The 15,362-nt window shown below is 59.9% G+C and carries 17 protein-coding genes; 16 read left to right on the forward strand and 1 reads right to left on the reverse strand.

Features of this window, described 5'->3' with window-relative positions; all coding sequences use genetic code 11:
* Positions 1-249 (reverse strand): hypothetical protein (locus OO25_RS23085; protein WP_175304865.1); only part of this gene is annotated, 249 nt, incomplete at its 3' end.
* On the opposite strand from OO25_RS23085, the gene OO25_RS21715 reads away from it, so the two are divergent.
* The 16 genes from OO25_RS21715 (at position 249) to OO25_RS21780 (ending at position 15,168) form a co-directional block, all read left to right on the forward strand.
* Positions 249-839 (forward strand): transcription termination/antitermination protein NusG, encoded by a 591-nt coding sequence (locus OO25_RS21715; protein ID WP_040182890.1) that lies wholly within the window; start codon positions 249-251, stop codon positions 837-839. The genes OO25_RS23085 and OO25_RS21715 overlap by 1 nt on opposite strands.
* 707 nt (positions 840-1,546) lie before the next feature.
* On the forward strand, positions 1,547-2,071 hold the full coding sequence (locus OO25_RS22425) for a DUF2829 domain-containing protein (protein WP_040182891.1): 525 nt from the start codon (positions 1,547-1,549) through the stop codon (positions 2,069-2,071).
* Between the two features lie 113 nt (positions 2,072-2,184).
* Complete coding sequence (locus OO25_RS21725; RefSeq protein WP_071233301.1) at positions 2,185-2,769, forward strand: terminase small subunit; 585 nt, start codon at positions 2,185-2,187, stop codon at positions 2,767-2,769.
* Positions 2,766-4,118 (forward strand): DNA-packaging protein, encoded by a 1,353-nt coding sequence (locus tag OO25_RS21730; protein ID WP_040182893.1) that lies wholly within the window; start codon positions 2,766-2,768, stop codon positions 4,116-4,118. Before OO25_RS21725 ends, OO25_RS21730 begins: the two co-directional genes overlap by 4 nt.
* Positions 4,115-6,106 (forward strand): portal protein, encoded by a 1,992-nt coding sequence (locus OO25_RS21735; protein ID WP_040182894.1) that lies wholly within the window; start codon positions 4,115-4,117, stop codon positions 6,104-6,106. The genes OO25_RS21730 and OO25_RS21735 overlap by 4 nt, the downstream gene beginning before the upstream one ends.
* 13 nt (positions 6,107-6,119) lie before the next feature.
* Complete coding sequence (locus OO25_RS21740) at positions 6,120-6,962, forward strand: hypothetical protein (RefSeq protein WP_040182896.1); 843 nt, start codon at positions 6,120-6,122, stop codon at positions 6,960-6,962.
* A 12-nt stretch (positions 6,963-6,974) separates the two neighbouring features.
* Positions 6,975-8,216 carry a P22 phage major capsid protein family protein gene (locus OO25_RS21745; protein ID WP_040182897.1) on the forward strand — a complete coding sequence of 414 codons (1,242 nt, stop codon included), beginning with the start codon at positions 6,975-6,977 and terminating at the stop codon, positions 8,214-8,216.
* A gap of 56 nt (positions 8,217-8,272) precedes the next feature.
* Positions 8,273-8,416, forward strand: a complete 144-nt coding sequence (locus OO25_RS23090) for a hypothetical protein (protein ID WP_175304866.1) — start codon at positions 8,273-8,275, stop codon at positions 8,414-8,416.
* The gene (locus tag OO25_RS21750; RefSeq protein WP_139044820.1) at positions 8,413-8,811 is read left to right on the forward strand and encodes a hypothetical protein; all 399 of its coding nucleotides are present in this window, start codon (positions 8,413-8,415) and stop codon (positions 8,809-8,811) included. The genes OO25_RS23090 and OO25_RS21750 overlap by 4 nt, the downstream gene beginning before the upstream one ends.
* A 4-nt stretch (positions 8,812-8,815) precedes the next feature.
* On the forward strand, positions 8,816-10,252 hold the full coding sequence (locus OO25_RS21755; protein WP_040182900.1) for a hypothetical protein: 1,437 nt from the start codon (positions 8,816-8,818) through the stop codon (positions 10,250-10,252).
* Positions 10,249-10,401, forward strand: coding sequence for a hypothetical protein (locus OO25_RS23095; protein WP_175304867.1), 153 nt, complete (start codon positions 10,249-10,251; stop codon positions 10,399-10,401). The genes OO25_RS21755 and OO25_RS23095 overlap by 4 nt, the downstream gene beginning before the upstream one ends.
* Entirely contained in the window at positions 10,398-10,811 is a 414-nt protein-coding gene (locus tag OO25_RS21760; protein WP_040182902.1) for a GNAT family N-acetyltransferase, read from the forward strand. Before OO25_RS23095 ends, OO25_RS21760 begins: the two co-directional genes overlap by 4 nt.
* Positions 10,790-11,671, forward strand: coding sequence for a hypothetical protein (locus tag OO25_RS21765; protein WP_040182904.1), 882 nt, complete (start codon positions 10,790-10,792; stop codon positions 11,669-11,671). Before OO25_RS21760 ends, OO25_RS21765 begins: the two co-directional genes overlap by 22 nt.
* A gap of 3 nt (positions 11,672-11,674) precedes the next feature.
* Complete coding sequence (locus OO25_RS21770; RefSeq protein ID WP_040182906.1) at positions 11,675-12,268, forward strand: phage tail tip lysozyme; 594 nt, start codon at positions 11,675-11,677, stop codon at positions 12,266-12,268.
* A gap of 9 nt (positions 12,269-12,277) precedes the next feature.
* Complete coding sequence (locus OO25_RS21775; protein WP_040182908.1) at positions 12,278-13,507, forward strand: hypothetical protein; 1,230 nt, start codon at positions 12,278-12,280, stop codon at positions 13,505-13,507.
* The gene (locus OO25_RS21780) at positions 13,507-15,168 is read left to right on the forward strand and encodes a hypothetical protein (protein ID WP_040182909.1); all 1,662 of its coding nucleotides are present in this window, start codon (positions 13,507-13,509) and stop codon (positions 15,166-15,168) included. Before OO25_RS21775 ends, OO25_RS21780 begins: the two co-directional genes overlap by 1 nt.
* The last annotated feature ends 194 nt before the right edge of the window (positions 15,169-15,362 follow it).

The following is a 15,362-nucleotide window of genomic DNA, read 5'->3' on the forward strand; positions in this document are numbered from 1 at the left end:
AAGGTTCGCCGGATCGCATCGCAGCTTGCCAAAGATCGCCGCTTCCCGGTGAAGCAGTTCCTCGGGCGTGACCCACTCAGCGGCAGCACCATCACCCCGCTTGCCCTCCTGCGCCGCGAGTGCTGGGCGGATCTTTTCGACAACCACTGCATCCCGCAGGCCGTCATTGGCGAGGTGTTCGGGGGCCGGAATGGCGGATGCATCAGCCGGGGGATTGTGCTGCACCGAGAGCGGGCAGGGGGAAAGCAATGACGCTGGACCTGAAAGAAGGGGACCCGTGGCCGTTCCGGTCGTCACGCGGGATCGTGGGCAAGCCCTGCGAACCCGTATGGCATGCCCTTATCACCGCCCCGCAGAAAGAGGCCCGCACCAAGGAGGTGCTAGAGCGTGTCTTTGATGGCGCGGGGGTGCAAGTCGTTTACCCGGAGGTATCCAAGTTCCGCAAGGTGAACGGCCAGGATAGGGAATTCGTGTCGCCGATGATAGCCCGCATCATCTATGCCAAGTTCAGTTACGAACCCCATTGGGACGTTATGCGTCAGCGCCGCATCGTGTCTGGCGTGTTCTCAATAGCTGACAAGCCTGTACGGTTGACGCAAGACGACGTTGATCAAGCAATGGGCCTGCCGACTGAACAGGAGCGGCAAGAGCAAGAGCGCATCCGCGCATTCATGCCGTGCGCGGGGGAGCCGGCCAAGCTGATCAGCGGCCCGTTCAAGGGCTTCTTTGTGGATGTGAAAAGGGTTGAGGCAGGTCGGGTTTGGTATGAAATGACATTTGGCGACCGGCGTGTATCTGGTGAAGATACGCAAGGGCTTGTGCAAAGGGTTGCCGGGTGACACTTCGGGTGGTATATTTTTCGTATCCGGCCCAGCCGGTGACCGCCAGACCCGGTGAGACGGTAGGTGCGAGCGCAACCCAAAGCCCCAGCGGCCTTGGGTGCTACTGCAATTCAGAGCATATTGGGGTCGCGCCCCTTTCGCAGGTCCAGCGCAGGGCTGACAGGCGGGGAAAGACCCGCACAACCGCTTTCTGGCGGTGTTCTGGGGCTACGGCTACCACCTTTGGGGGCCGGGGATAAGGCGGGATTGATCACCTGCAAACCAATCCAAAGGGCCGGGGCACCACCTGAGCGCGGCGGCGTGGAAAGCAGACACGCTTAGAAGATCGCTAGAACCTGATGGCGGAACCTGACGGAGATAGCGCGACCAGACCGTGAGAGCTCGGATGCGAGCACCCCGATCCAAAGGGGCGGAGCCGGGTGTAGCGACCTAGGCCGGAGCCGGAGTAGCGACCGGCCCGCGTTCAACTTGCTAATCCTGGTTCGCAATGCGTCCCAGACCTGTCCGGCGCCTCTGCCTTTGGGTACGCGTCGGATTTCAATACGTCCCGCACCACTCCATTCTCCGGCACTCCCCGTCACCGGCCAGAACCCATCATGCGCTCAGGCGTCAACAGCATGTGCGGGGAAGCGAGAGCTTTCAGGACGATGCTGAATGTGGGGCGACGGGGAAAATCCTAAATCCAGCACAGTAAAGGAAGCCTTATGTCTGAAGTCTACTACGGCACGAAGCAGATCAAAGCCGTACCTATGAACCGGCAGGCGTACAACGACTATCGCGGCTGGGAGCTGCCCGCAGATGAAGACGGTAGCGATGCCGGTTTTTTGGTCGAATATGTAGATGGCGGCGCCTCCAATCATCCCGATCATGAAGGCTATATCAGCTGGTCGCCCGCTGATGTTTTTGAGCGGGCCTATCAGTCGTCCGGGAGCATGAATTTTGGCCATGCGCTCCAAGCCGTCAAAGAAGGCCATCGTGTTGCTCGGGCGGGCTGGAACGGCAAGGGAATGTTCATTGTCCTGATGCCGCGCTTGGAGCTCCCGCCGTTCAACACTCAAGGCACGGCCCGAAAGGTGAATGATCGCACCGCGAAATGGATTGGTGAGGAAACTCCTCTCGACTGTCAGCCTTATTTGGCCATGTGGACTGCGGACAAGAAGTGGCAGCCCGGCTGGCTTGCCTCCCAGGCCGATATGCTGGCCGATGATTGGCTTATCGTTGCGGATTAAGTGGCCAATCCGCGCGCATAATTGCACAAATGGAACATTGCGCCCGGTGGTGAATACCCGCTTGGGCGCGTTTCGATATCCATAAATCAACAATATCAGCGGAGGTTGCCCCTATGAGCGGCGATAACGCGAAACTGAACGAGAAGCAGAAGCGCTTCGCGGAAGAATACCTCATTGACCTGAACGCCACGCAGGCGGCCATTCGTGCTGGATACAGCGAGAGGACCGCAGAGCAGCAGGGGTATCAGCTGCTTCAGAAAACTTCAGTTATGGAGGCCGTGCGTGATGCGCAGGAGGCGCGGTCAAAGCGCACCGAGATCACGCAGGACAAAGTGCTGCAAGAGCTTGCCAAGGTGGCATTCTCTGATCTTCGCAAAGTGCTGACGACTGGCGGCGCACTGATCGATGCGCAGGATTGGGAAGACGACGTCGCTGGTTTCGTCAGCACTGTTGAGGTGGTGAAGAAGCCGAGCGGCGAATATGATGAGGATGGAAACCCGATTATCGACCACGTCCACAAGATCCGGGCATGGGACAAGATGGCCGCGCTGGAGAAGCTGGGCAAGCATCTAGGCATGTTCGTTGACCGCTCCAAGGTCGAACACTCAGGGCCTAATGGTGGGCCGATCCAGACGGAAACGGGGTCTTCAAAGCTGGCCACCTTCCTCGACGCGCTTGCAGATCGCACCAGTGAATGAGCTCACTTGCCGAGCGGCTTGCCGCCCTCCCTGCGGATGAAAGGGCCAAGGCTCTCTCGCAGCTATCCGATCAGGAGGCCGAGGCCCTTCTTTACGATTGGCGGGGCTTCCTGGCGCGACCGGATCAAATTGCACCCGATGGTGAATGGGACGTTTGGCTGTGCCTCGCGGGTCGTGGTTGGGGGAAAACCCGCACCGGGGCGGAGTGGATCAGAGAGCAGATTGAAGCGGGCGCGCAGAGGATAGCGCTTATCGCGGAGACGCAAAAAGACCTTGAGGAGGTCATGATAAACGGGGACAGCGGTTTGCTCTCTGTGTTCCCTGAGGATGAAAAGCCGCACGTTCGCTATAAGCCGGTGCGCGTCACGTTCAAGAACGGGGCGATTGCTCTGGGCTACAATGCGACAGAGCCGAACCAGCTTCGCGGGCCTCAGTTCGATGCCGCATGGTGTGACGAGCTGGCCAAATGGCGTTATGCCCGCGAAACGTGGGATATGCTCCAGTTCGGCCTTCGTCTGGGCAAGCATCCGCAGGCGCTGGTGACAACAACGCCAAGGCCAACCGAATTGATCAAGGCGCTGGTGGCCAGCAAAGAGGGCGAGGTTCACGTTACGCGCGGCAGCACGATGGACAACCGGGCCAACCTCGCAAAGTCGTTCCTACGCAAAGTGCAGGAGCGCTACGCCGGGACGCGGCTTGGCAGGCAGGAGCTTAACGCGGAGATCCTTGGCGACCTGCCGGGGGCTTTGTGGTCCCAAGGGACAATCGACACATACCGGGTTGCAACGCCGCCAGAGCTGCGGCGCACGGTGATTGCGGTGGACCCGGCGGTTACGAACACAGAGGAAAGCGACGAACACGGCATTGTTGCCGTTGGGGCGTCGGGTACAGACAGTGATCAGGCAGGCTATGTCCTTGAGGATGGCAGCCAAAGTGGTTCACCCGCAGAATGGGCCAAGGCCGCCGTTACGCTCTATCACAAGCATCAGGCCGACGCGATTGTCGCAGAGGTCAACCAGGGCGGCGACATGGTGGAACATACGATCCGCACAGTCGCGCCACACGTCAATGTCATTCAGGTCCGCGCCAGCCGCGGCAAACACGTTCGGGCTGAGCCGGTCGCAGCCCTCTACGCGCAGGGCCGCATTCGACACGTAGGGCAATACCCGGAGCTGGAAAACCAGCTCACGCAATTCACAAACGAGGGATATCAGGGCGACAACAGCCCGGATCGGGCTGACGCTTTGGTCTGGGCTTGCACTGAGCTTTTCCCCGACATGGTGGACACTATCCCTGATGTGTCCCGGTTCTATGGCAGCGCAGGCGGCAAAGGGTTCTTGGCAACATGAAAAACGACAAGATCTTGAAGCTGGCGCGGAGCCGGATGGCCGAAGCGATTGAGGCAGATCGAGAGAACCGCGAGGAAGCGCTTGACGATCTGGAAAAGCTGGTTGCCAAACAGTGGCCGGATGATATCCGCAAAGAGCGCGAGGCTGAGGGCAAGCCTTGCCTGACCCTGAACCGCATGCCCCAGTTCGTGCGGCAGGTCACGGGCGACATCCGCCGCATGAACCCTGCCATTAATGTGATGCCTGCCGACGAGGGCGCCAGCAGCGAAACTGCCGAGATTTACGAAGGCCTGATCCGACAAATCGAATATGCCAGCAATGCCAGCCGCGTCTATGAGCGGTCGGCAGAACTGGCAGCTGGTTCGTCTATTGGCTGGTTCCGCATCCTGACGGAATACGAGAGCGACGACAGCTTTTTGCAAGAGATCAAGCTGAAAGGTATCCGCAACTCTCTCAGCGTCTATTGCGACCCTAAGGCAGAGATGCCGACCCGCGAGGATGCCGGTTACCTGTTTATCACAGAGCAGATCACGCGCGATGAGTTTGAAGAGGCATACCCAGGCAAGTCTGCGTCTGATGTTGAGGTCGATGGCGCCACGGACGGCCTTGAGCATTGGCAGGAAGGCGATAAGGTTGTCGTTGCTGAATACTTCTGGAAAGAGCCGGTCAGCCGCGAGATTGTGCTTTTGGCCGATGGCTCCGTTGTTGACGCCGAGGACTTCGTTGCGCCCATGTTTGAGGTCAAGCGCCGCAAGGTCAACACCCACAAGGTAATGTGGTCCAAGATCAGCGGGCAGGACGTCCTAGAAGGGCCGCAGGAGGTGCCATCCCGGTTTATTCCTGTCGTCGCTGTCACTGGTGAGGAGTGGCACGTCGGCGACCGCGTTCACCGCTCCAGCGTGATCCGCTACGCAAAAGACGCGCAGCAGATGTACAATTACTGGCGTTCGGCTCAGACCGAGTTTGCCGGGATGCAACCTAAGGCGCCGTATCTGGTCACTGCAAAGCAGATCGCAGGCCTTGAGCAGTTCTGGAACGAGGCCAACTCAAGGAACCGGCCATACCTCCCTTACAACCCCGACGAAAAAGCCCCTGGCGCACCTCAGCGCGCGACGCCTCCTATCAGCTCTCAGGCCATGCTTGAGCAGGTCATGGGCGCAGCCGAGGATATGAAGGCCACGACGGGTATCTATGACAGCGCCTTAGGCCAGTCGAGCAACGAGAAATCAGGTGTCGCAATTCGTCAGCGGCAGATGGAAAGCGACGTTTCGACCTCGATCTATTCCGACAACATGGCAGAGGCCATCGCCACGGCTGGCCGTATTCTGGTCGATATGATCCCCAAGATCTACGACACCAAGCGCAACGTTCGCATTCTCGGCAAGGATGACGCTGAGAAGATGACGACAATCAACGACCAGCAGATTGCGCTTTCGCCAGACGGGCAGGCCGTCGCAGTGCCGGTGAATGATTTGACGGTCGGAAAGTACGACATCCGCGTCAATGTTGGCCCTAACTACGCCACCAAGCGGCAGGAAACCGCTGAGGGCATGCTGGAGTTCATCCGCGTTGTTCCGGGCGCGGCTCAGGTTACAGGCGATCTTATCGCGGACGCCATGGATTGGCCAAACGCTGATCAGTTTGCCGAGCGCCTGAAGAAGGGCCTGCCCCCTCAGTTCCGCGACCCAGAGGACATGTCGCCGGAGGAACAGCAGCAAATGCAGGCGGCCATGCAACAGCAAGCGCAACAGGCGCAGGCTCAACAGGCCGCGATGCAGATCGAAATGCGCAAGGCGGGAGCCGAGGCCACCGAGGCTGAGGCCGACGCTCAGAAAGCGCAGTTTGAGGTCATGAACGAACAACTCGAATTGGCCGCCAAGAACGGTCAACTGAACGCAGCGGTATCCCAGCTTGTACAAGCGGAGGTCGCGCGGGCGCTGTCGATGATGGCGGCGCAACAGCAGCAGGGGCCAACCCCCATTTTCTAAGGAAAAATGAGCAATGACGGAAGAAGCGCAGGTTGCCCCCGAAGCGGAGGCAGCCCCAGAAGCCGTGACCCCTGAGGCAGATCAGGCGTCGGAAGCGACGGGAAACACAGAAGGGCAGACTGATGGTCAGCCCGCCGAGGTAGAAGGCGCAGAGCCGGAACCCGAGGATAAGAGTGATCGCACAACGCGGAACCAGCGCCGAAAGGCACAGATGGACCGCGTGAAGCAGGAGGCCAAAGACGCGCAGGACCGAGCCGCCAAATTGCAGGCAGAGCTTGACCGCGTCAGAGGTGTTGAGAGCAACCGGCCCAACGCTGAGGACTTCCAAGACCACGACGAATATCTTGCGGAATTGTCGGCCTACAAGGCTGAGCAACGCTTGAAAGACCGTCAGGTCAAGGATCTTGAGCGCGAGACCGAGGAAAGCACAAAGCAGACGCAGGCACTGCATCAAAAGCAAGTTGAGGAAGCCTTTGGAAATCTGGCTGCCCAATTCGATGACGCCCGCACCCGCTATGCAGACTTTGACGCCGTGGCCCGCGACAACAGCGTGCCGATCAGTCAGGACATGGCCTATTTCATGGGCCTATCCGACAATGGCGCTGACGTTGCCTATTACCTTGGCAGCAACAAGGAATTGGCGGCTGATCTTGCCGCTATGCCAGCGCCCGAACTTGCAGGGGCCATGCGGATGCTTGAACGCACCGTGAAGGCGCAGACGCCAAAGCCCCGCACCACAACCACAGCACCGGACCCGGTCACGCCCCTGAAAGGTGGAGCGGGTGTCAGCAAGGACCCCTCAAAAATGTCGGCAGCGGAGTACCGCGCTTGGCGTGAGGCCGGTGGAACCCACTAAGGACCCTGAAAAATGTCAAACGACTTCTACACTACCGACAAGATCCTTAAGGAAGCTATCATGCTCCTTGAGAATGAGCTGGTCATGGGCAACGCTGTCCACACCGACTTGCAAGGGCAGGCTCCCGGAGGCGCGGAGAAGGTCGGCAACACGATCAGCATTCGCCGTCCGACACAGTATCAGGGCCAAGCGGATGATATCGACATCACAGGCTACCGCGAAGATATCGAGCAGGCCACCATCCCGATCACCCTGGACAAGACGCACACCGTCCCGGTCCAGATCGGGGCGCTTGAGCGGACCTTTGACTTCAACCGGTTTTCTGAGGATATCCTGAAGCCAGCTATGATCACGATGAAGGATCGGGTGGAAGCGCATATCGCGTCGAAATACTCCGACTTCTATCACTTCTCCGGCACTCCTGGCACCGTCCCGTCCACATTCAAGGACTTGGGGCGAGTTGGGGCGATCCTAACCGATGGCGCGGTCTCGAACTCTGGCCGCGTTGCGTTTCACGGCACGGACGCGTCTCTTGAGCTGGCCGATGGGCTGAAGGGTGTCTATGTCCAAGGCAAGGCCAAGACCGCCTTTGAAGAAGCAACCATTGGTCGTTACGGCGGTTTTACCAACTATCAGACCGTCTACGCGCCGACGCACACCGTCGGGAACCATGGCGGGACCCCGCTGGTGAACGGCGCGGCTCAAAATGTGACTTATGCTGCTGCGAAACAGAGCTTTTCGTCGCCTCTGGTCACTGATGGATGGTCGGCGTCTCGTACGGGTCTTCTCAAGAAGGGCGATGTCATCACTATCGCTGGCGTGAACGCGGTCAACCCGGTCTCGAAAGAGGACACCGGGCGCCTTCAGACCTTCGTGGTGAAAGCCGATGTGAACTCTGACGGCTCTGGCAATGCGACCGTTCAGTTGTCGCCGCCCCTTGTGACTTCGGGTGCGTATCAGACCGTTTCTGCCGCTCCGGCGGACAACGCCGCGATTACCGTCAAGACCGGCTCTGCCAATGGCGTCCATAAGCAGTCCCTGCTTCTGAACCCCAAGGCGATTGCGCTTGTCACGCGGCCTTTGGATATTCCCAACGGCTCCGGTGTCAAGACCACGACCAAGTCGGGCGAAAAGGTCACAATCTCCTGCACGGAATTTGTTGACGGTAACACTCTGGCCCAGACCTTCCGTTTCGACATCCTTTACAAGGCCGAAACCGTGGACGCCCGCCTCGGTGCGCGCCTTACCAGCTAACAGATGGGCCGGGGCTTATTGCCTCGGCCTTTCCCATGACAGATGAGGCGAAAACCATGACAGATGAGGCGAAAAAAGGCCCGGCCTGGGGTTATAAGACCGGGCCTGACGGTGAACCTGTTGGCGAGATTTTCCCCGATGGGAAGCTGCCCAAGGGCTGGGTGGATAGCCCTGCCAAGCTCAAGGGCGCAAAAGCGTGACCACAATGGCGGAAATCATCAACCGCGCTTATCGCAAGACTGGCGTGGTTGCACTCGATGACGAGGCGACCGGCGACGAAGCCGCAGTTGGCATTGAAGCGCTGAATGGCATGCTCCATGAATGGAAGCTCCGCAGCGTGGATATCGAGCATACGGACGCTGGCCTGTCGGATGTGTTTTCGCTGGGGCCAGAGTATCACGACGGCGTAGTCTACATGCTGGCAACTCGGCTGTCACCGGATTTTGTGGTGCCGCCATTTTTCGACGCTGACGACTTCTTTCGAGCAATTCAGGCGGCATATATGACCATCGACACCGTTTCCTTTGAGCGCGGCCTGACTGAGGTTCCGAGCAAGGTTGCTCGCCGCAATTCCAGCAGCATCTTGGACGGTTGATCTGATGCGCGTTGAGTGGATCGGGCGCAGCCGACAGGACGGCGACAACCAGCAGGCAGATCCGGCGCGGCTGATCAACATCTACCGCGAGAAGGCGGGCGATAAGCCCATCCTCAAGCGCGTTCCCGGCATGGTGCCTTTTGTCGATCTGGCATCGGCGCCACTGCGGGCGATGGAGCAGGAAGCGGGCAAGGTGTTCGCGGTATCCGGCGCGGACCTGTCCTGCATCGACGGCAACGGCACTGTTTCGGATTTGGGGCAGGTGTCGGCTGACGGTGACGTGTCCATTTCCGGCAATAATGGGTCCGCTGTCGTGACGGCCGGTGGGGATTACTACGTTTGGGATGGCGAGACGCTGACGCAGCCTGATACCGGCGCATTCTCAGACGTTGGTTCTGTCGAGTTTCTTGGCCAGCGAACTGTTATCACGGAACTGAATGGCCGGCGCTTCGGCTGGTCCGACGTGACCGAGCCGGAGACATTTGACGGGCTCAGCTTTGCGACGGCAGAAAGCACCGACGACAACATCATCCGCGGTGCCGTGATCCAGGGCATCTACTGGATCTTCAAAGAGCGGTCTATCGAACGCTGGTATCAGACCGGCGGAGAGAACTTCCTTGCACCGATGAGTGGCGGCGACATGGACACCGGACTGTTGCGGTTTGGCCTGTTTATCAAGTTCCCGAACGGCGCTTTCTTCGTCGGCAATGATGGGATTGCCTATCTGGTTTCCGGCGGGTCTATGCGGCCTGTATCGACGCGCGGCGTTGAGACGGCGCTGGAGCAGAAAGACGCCACCCACTGCCTTTACTATCAGGATGAGGGCCACAAGTTCTGCGTTATCCGCTTCGCTGACCGAGAGGCGTGGGTTTACGACATGGTCATGGACGAATGGCACGAGCGCGCCGAGGGTGGAAGCCTGACGCCGTGGTCTGCCACGCATTCGGTGCAGGCCTTTGGCGCTGATTTCGTCGGCTCAGCCTTTGGCCGGGTGTTCAGCCTTGATCGCATCCCGAGCGATGACGGCCAGCCGCTGATTGGCAAGGCCGTATCCCGCACGATCCGCAACAACGGCAATCGGTTCCGTGTCCCGCGCCTGACCCTGATCGGGGCGGTGGGCAATTCCACGCTGACGGCTCAGCGCTCACCGGGGCTGCATATCGGCGGCGGATACATGATGGCGACGGACGGCTATACCGCTCTGGCCACTGGCGACGACGTCACAGTCAGCACGGACAGCAAGGTTTCTCTGCGGGTATCGAAGGACCGCGGCAAAACGTGGTCGCGGGACAAGGTGCGGTCGATGGGCCGCGCAGGGGAGTATGACAAGGTGGTGCGCTGGCGCTCTCTGGGGCAGTTCCGCAACGCCAACTTTGAAATCACCCTCAGCGACAACACGGATATGACGATTGAGGCGGTCGGGGAGATCGAACTGGCATGATCAACGTTGAAACACCACAGGCGAACGTCCCGCTGGTCAAGCCGGACGGTCATAGCACCATGGAAACGCAGATCACGCTTGAAAAGATGGCGCAGGCGATCCGGGAGCTGCAAGCGAAGGTCGAGGCGCTGGAGGCGCAGCACCCATGAAGGCAGGCCGCATATCTGTTGATCAGGCGCGGGAGTTCTTTCACCACAAATCGCAGCAAAAAGCGAGCGACATCACGCCTGAGGATCTGCCCGGAGGCGATTTTCAATACTGGGCCTGCGATGGCGTCTGCGGCGCTTTTCACCCTGATCACTGGCCCGGCGTTTGGATGGCCCATTACGGGGTGAAGCCTGAAGTTTGGGGGCGAACTGTCCAGCCTGCGCGGGCGATCTTGCGCGCCTTTTGGATGGCTGAGCGCCCGCAGCTGATAATCGGCTGGACCGCTGAAAATAACCGCGCCGCACTGAGCTTTTCGCGGCGCCTTGGTTTTCGAGAGACCGGAAAAATGACGCTGGATAGCGGAAACGTAATCATGAAGGAGCTGGGGCCATGGGTATTGGAGCAGCAATAGGGATTGGATCCTCGCTTCTGGGCGCGTCCTCATCGCGCAAGGCAGCGAAATCTCAAGAGCGGGCAGCAAACAGCCAGCTTGAGCTTGAAGGCCGCATTTACGATGAGACGAAAGAGCGGTTTCAGCCGTTCTATGACAGCGGCCTGAACTATCAGAACGTCTTGAATTTTGAGCTATTGGGCGGCGACCGTCCGATGATCGGCGGCGATCCTCAGAGGGTGGTTGAGTTCACCGATCAGGTCTATGGCGACGGCTCTCTGAAGGACGTTGTGCATAACGCCGGGTGGTCTGATGAATACACCGAACAGGTGCGTGACTACGGCCCGCGAGATGTGACGCGATATCGGGTCGGAGAGCAGACATTCGGCGACCGGGCTGCAGCTGATGCCTATGCCAAGGCGAACCCGACTGGCGGGACCGAATACGGCGGCTTTGAAGCCACCCCGTATCAACAATATGTCCTTCAGACGTCTCAGGACCAGATCGACGGCAGCGCGGCGAGCCAAGGGAGCCTGTTCAGCGGCGCGACCATCAAGGCACAGCAGGATCGCGGTAACGCTCTCGCGGGCAGCTTCTACAGCGACTATCTCAACCGACTGACCGGGCAGGCTGCACAAGGCCAAGCCGCTGCGGGCAACATCGCCAATGCCGGTGCGAATTACGCCAGCGGAGCAGGAAGCGCGTTGGCCGGCATCGGGAACGCTCAGGCGTCGGGTGCAATTGGCATGGGTAACGCTCTATCCAACGGTATCAACCAGGGCGTCGGGATCTGGAACTATCAAAACCAGACCAGCGGCGCCACGCCCCAGCCTGCGAACGCTCTCAGCGCGCCTTGGGCTTCTGGCGGGTTCTGGGGGTAGGTCATGGCGAGCGCTCAAGACGTTATCAACGGTCTGGTCGCGCGCGGGATGCCGCGCCATATCGCAATCGGTGCTGCAGGTAACATGCAGATCGAGAGCGACGGGTTTCAGACGGATATCAACGAGTACAACCCTGTGGTTCCCGGGTCGCTAGGTGGCTACGGTCTGAACATGTGGACCGGCCCGCGCCGCCGTCAGTTTGAGAGCTACGCTGCAGATCGAGGCGCGCCTCTGGGCGATCTGAACACGCAGCTTGACTTCACGATGTGGGAGCTGGCCAACACCGAGAAACGGGCCGCTGCAGCACTTTCCCAAGCCCAAACCCCGGCAGATGCCGCGCGGATCTACAGCGAGCAGTTCCTTCGCCCCGGCATTCCGCACCTTGACCGGCGCATAGAGGCGGCCAACGCGCTGGCGGGCGGTGATTTCGGGGGCCAGCCCCTGCAGAACGCGCTTTCGGCCCCTATGGGCCAGCAGGGAGCGCCTGTGAATGCCCTAACCCAGCAACAGCCACCGCAGCCGCCGCAAATGCAGCAAATCGACCCGCGCAACTTCCTGACGCAGGTCACACCGCGCGCCAAACTCAAATTCACCTGAGGACAGCACATGGCCCAACTCGACACCCGCTTGCCCCTGATGTCCCAACAGCCGGATATCGTGAACGCGCTGGCCCGGTCATCGGCAGCCGCGCAGCAGACGAACCAAGTCCAGAGCCAGAACGCGCTTCGTAACCTGTTCCAGACGCAGGGCGCGGATATCGCAGCCGGTCAGCCGCAGGCGCTGAATGCGCTGGCCCAGCTTGACCCGATGCAGGCGGTTCAGATGCAGAGCGCACAGCAAAACATGCAGTCACGCGCGCAGATGATGGAGCAGCGCCGGATTGCAATGGGGCGAGAGGCGGAAGCCTATGTCGCGTCTCTTGGCGCGCAAGAGCGGGCCGCAGAGGCCGCACGCGTGGAACAGGGTATCGCTCAGGGGATGCAGTTCTATCAGCGCGGGGATCTGAACGGCCTGAACCAGCTTCTAGGCACCGTTGGCGAGGAGCCATTGCAGAGCCTTGACGAATTCCCGACAGTCGCCGCGATGTATGGCGACGTTCTGGACAAGCTGAAATCGGTTCAGGAACTGAATGCACCGCCGAAGCCTGCCGACGAATACGGGCGCTACGCCGCAGAGGAACGGGCCGCAGGCCGCCAGCCTCTCGACCGCATCCAGTATGCGCAGGCCAAGAAAGGTCAGGGGTTCAGCGTCACAACGGCTGACGGGACTACGGTGCAATATGGTGGCGGGCAGAGCGGCGGTGACATGCCGGATCTGAACGTTGATGAGGGGATAAACTCTGGTTTCTTAATTCGTGTGAAGGATGCGGGCCGGACCCTTGACGAGCTGGAGCAGCAGGGTCTTGAGTTTTTGCAGCAGAATGCCGATGCAATACCCCTTGGCCTTGGCAACTATATGCGCACCGAGGAATTCCAGAGGTTCGATCAGGCCCGACGCGACTTTATCAACGCGATCTTGCGCCGCGAGAGTGGCGCGGTCATCTCCCCGCAGGAATTTGAGAACGCCGAAATCCAGTATTTCCCGGTTCCGGGCGATAGCCCGCAGGTGATCGAGCAAAAGCGTCGCAACCGGGCGAACGCCATTGAAGGTATCCGTTTGGGTTCTGGCCCCGGCGCAGCCTATGTTGACCGGATGGACCAGCAGGGCGCGGCCCCGCAACAGCCGGAACCACAATCTGGTGGGCTCCAGGCGCCACAACCGGGCGTCACTGAGGACGGCTATCGCTTCAAAGGCGGTGATCCGGGCAATCCTGAAAATTGGGTGAAGGTGGAATAATGGCCGGTCCTTGGGAGAAATACCGAACACAGCCGCAGGCACCGCAGTCTGCCGCACCACAGGCGACCGCAGGGCCTTGGGAGAAATACGCAACACAGCCCGCGCCAGCGCCGCAATCGGACCCTGCTGACACTGATCTGATGGGCCTCCTGCGCACCTCGCCAGCAGGCCAAAACCCCGGCATGGGCAGTCAGCAAGGCAGCGTCGATCTGAACGACGTCGTGCAGGGCGATCCAACAATGATCACAAGCGTGATCGACAATGTGGTCGGGCTGGATAACGGGGTTATGACCCCCGGCGAAAAGCTGGGGACGGCCCTCAACTCGGCGGGCGAAAGCGCGACCCTCGGCATCGTCGGGGATGAGGCGGCGGCTGCGTTCGACGCGGCTTTGGGTCGCGGCAGCTATGAGGAGCGTCGGGATTTTTACCGTCAGAACCAAGAACAGTTCCGGGAGGAAAACCCTGTTCTTTCTTTTGCCTCAGAGATTGCGCCGGCACTTCTGCCCGGTCTTGGCGGGGCAAAGCTGCTGCAAATGATGCAGTCGAAGTTGGGCCGGGCTGGGGCTGGCGCCGCACTTGGCGCGCTTTCGGGGGCGGTTTATGGGTTTGCAGAGGGTGAAGGCGGGGCTGGCAACCGGGCTATTGACGGCTTGGCAACTGCGGCGCTTGGCGGGATCATCGGCGGCGCTGCACCCAAGGTGATCGACGGGTTGACTGGCATTCCGAAGGGCGTTTCGCGGGTATTCCAACGGTCACAGGAAAAACCGACGATCCAGACGCTCAAATCTGCGAAGAATGCTGCATATCGTGCGGTCGATCAGTCTGGCGAAACCTTCAGCGGCGATGACATGCAGCGCCTCTACCAGAACGTTTCAGACGTGTTTGACAGCGGCAACTATGTTGAGGAAGTGGATAATGCCTCTCGCGCGGTTCTCCGGGTTCTGGAGAACCGCCAGGGCAAACCCACAACGCTCTCTCAGCTGGATGATATCCGGCAGAATATGTGGCGCCGGTATGGTTCGGCGAAAGATCAGCCTCAAATCCTTGACGCGATCCGTAGCCTTGATGACCTGATTGATGAACGGGCAGGGGCAAGCGACCTGATGGGCTTGGCCCGCGCTGCCAACTCCCGGTATGCAAAATACCAGCTTCTGGACGATGCCTTCAGCAAGGCTGCTGATCAGACAGCTTCAACCGGATCCGGCGGTAACATTCTGAACAAGTACCGGCAGGCGGTCACTTCTATCATCAACAACCCGAACAAGGCCCGCTGGTTTAGCGCTGATGAGGTCGATATGATGCGCAAGTTTGTGCATGGTTCGGCGTCTGAAAACGTGTTGCGTCGTGTCGGCAAGCTGTCACCGAACGGGAACGGCCTGATGATGGCCCTGCATATCTTCGGCGGCATCCAGACCGGAGGCGCGACGATCCCGATCATGGCGGCGGGGGCGGCGGCAAAATCAGCGGCAGACCGGACAGCGATGCGCGGCGCTGATGCCCTCAAGGATGCGATGGCCGGTCAGGTTCCGCAGAGAATACCGCTCTCATTGCCTGCCGGGGCGGCTACTTCTGGGATTGCTCCCCTCGCAAGTGACGGAGTGCAGCGCCTGCGAGAACTGACAGGCCAAGGAAGATCAGCCCTGCCACAAAGGACGCGATAACGTCACCCCAGAATGGGTGTTCGAGGTGGAAGAATACCCCATATGCAGAGGCAAACAGGAACGCCCAAAAGGCAAGGTTCGTGCTTAAATTTACCTTCCCGCGTGCTGTCTCCTCTCGATCCATGCGACGGCTTACGCCGATGAAGCCGAGGAGGAGGGTCGCGGCCACGAAGGCCGCCGGGGCGTCTAAAACA

It is taken from the genome of Phaeobacter sp. S60, from assembly GCF_000826845.1.
Lineage (GTDB): Bacteria > Pseudomonadota > Alphaproteobacteria > Rhodobacterales > Rhodobacteraceae > Phaeobacter > Phaeobacter piscinae.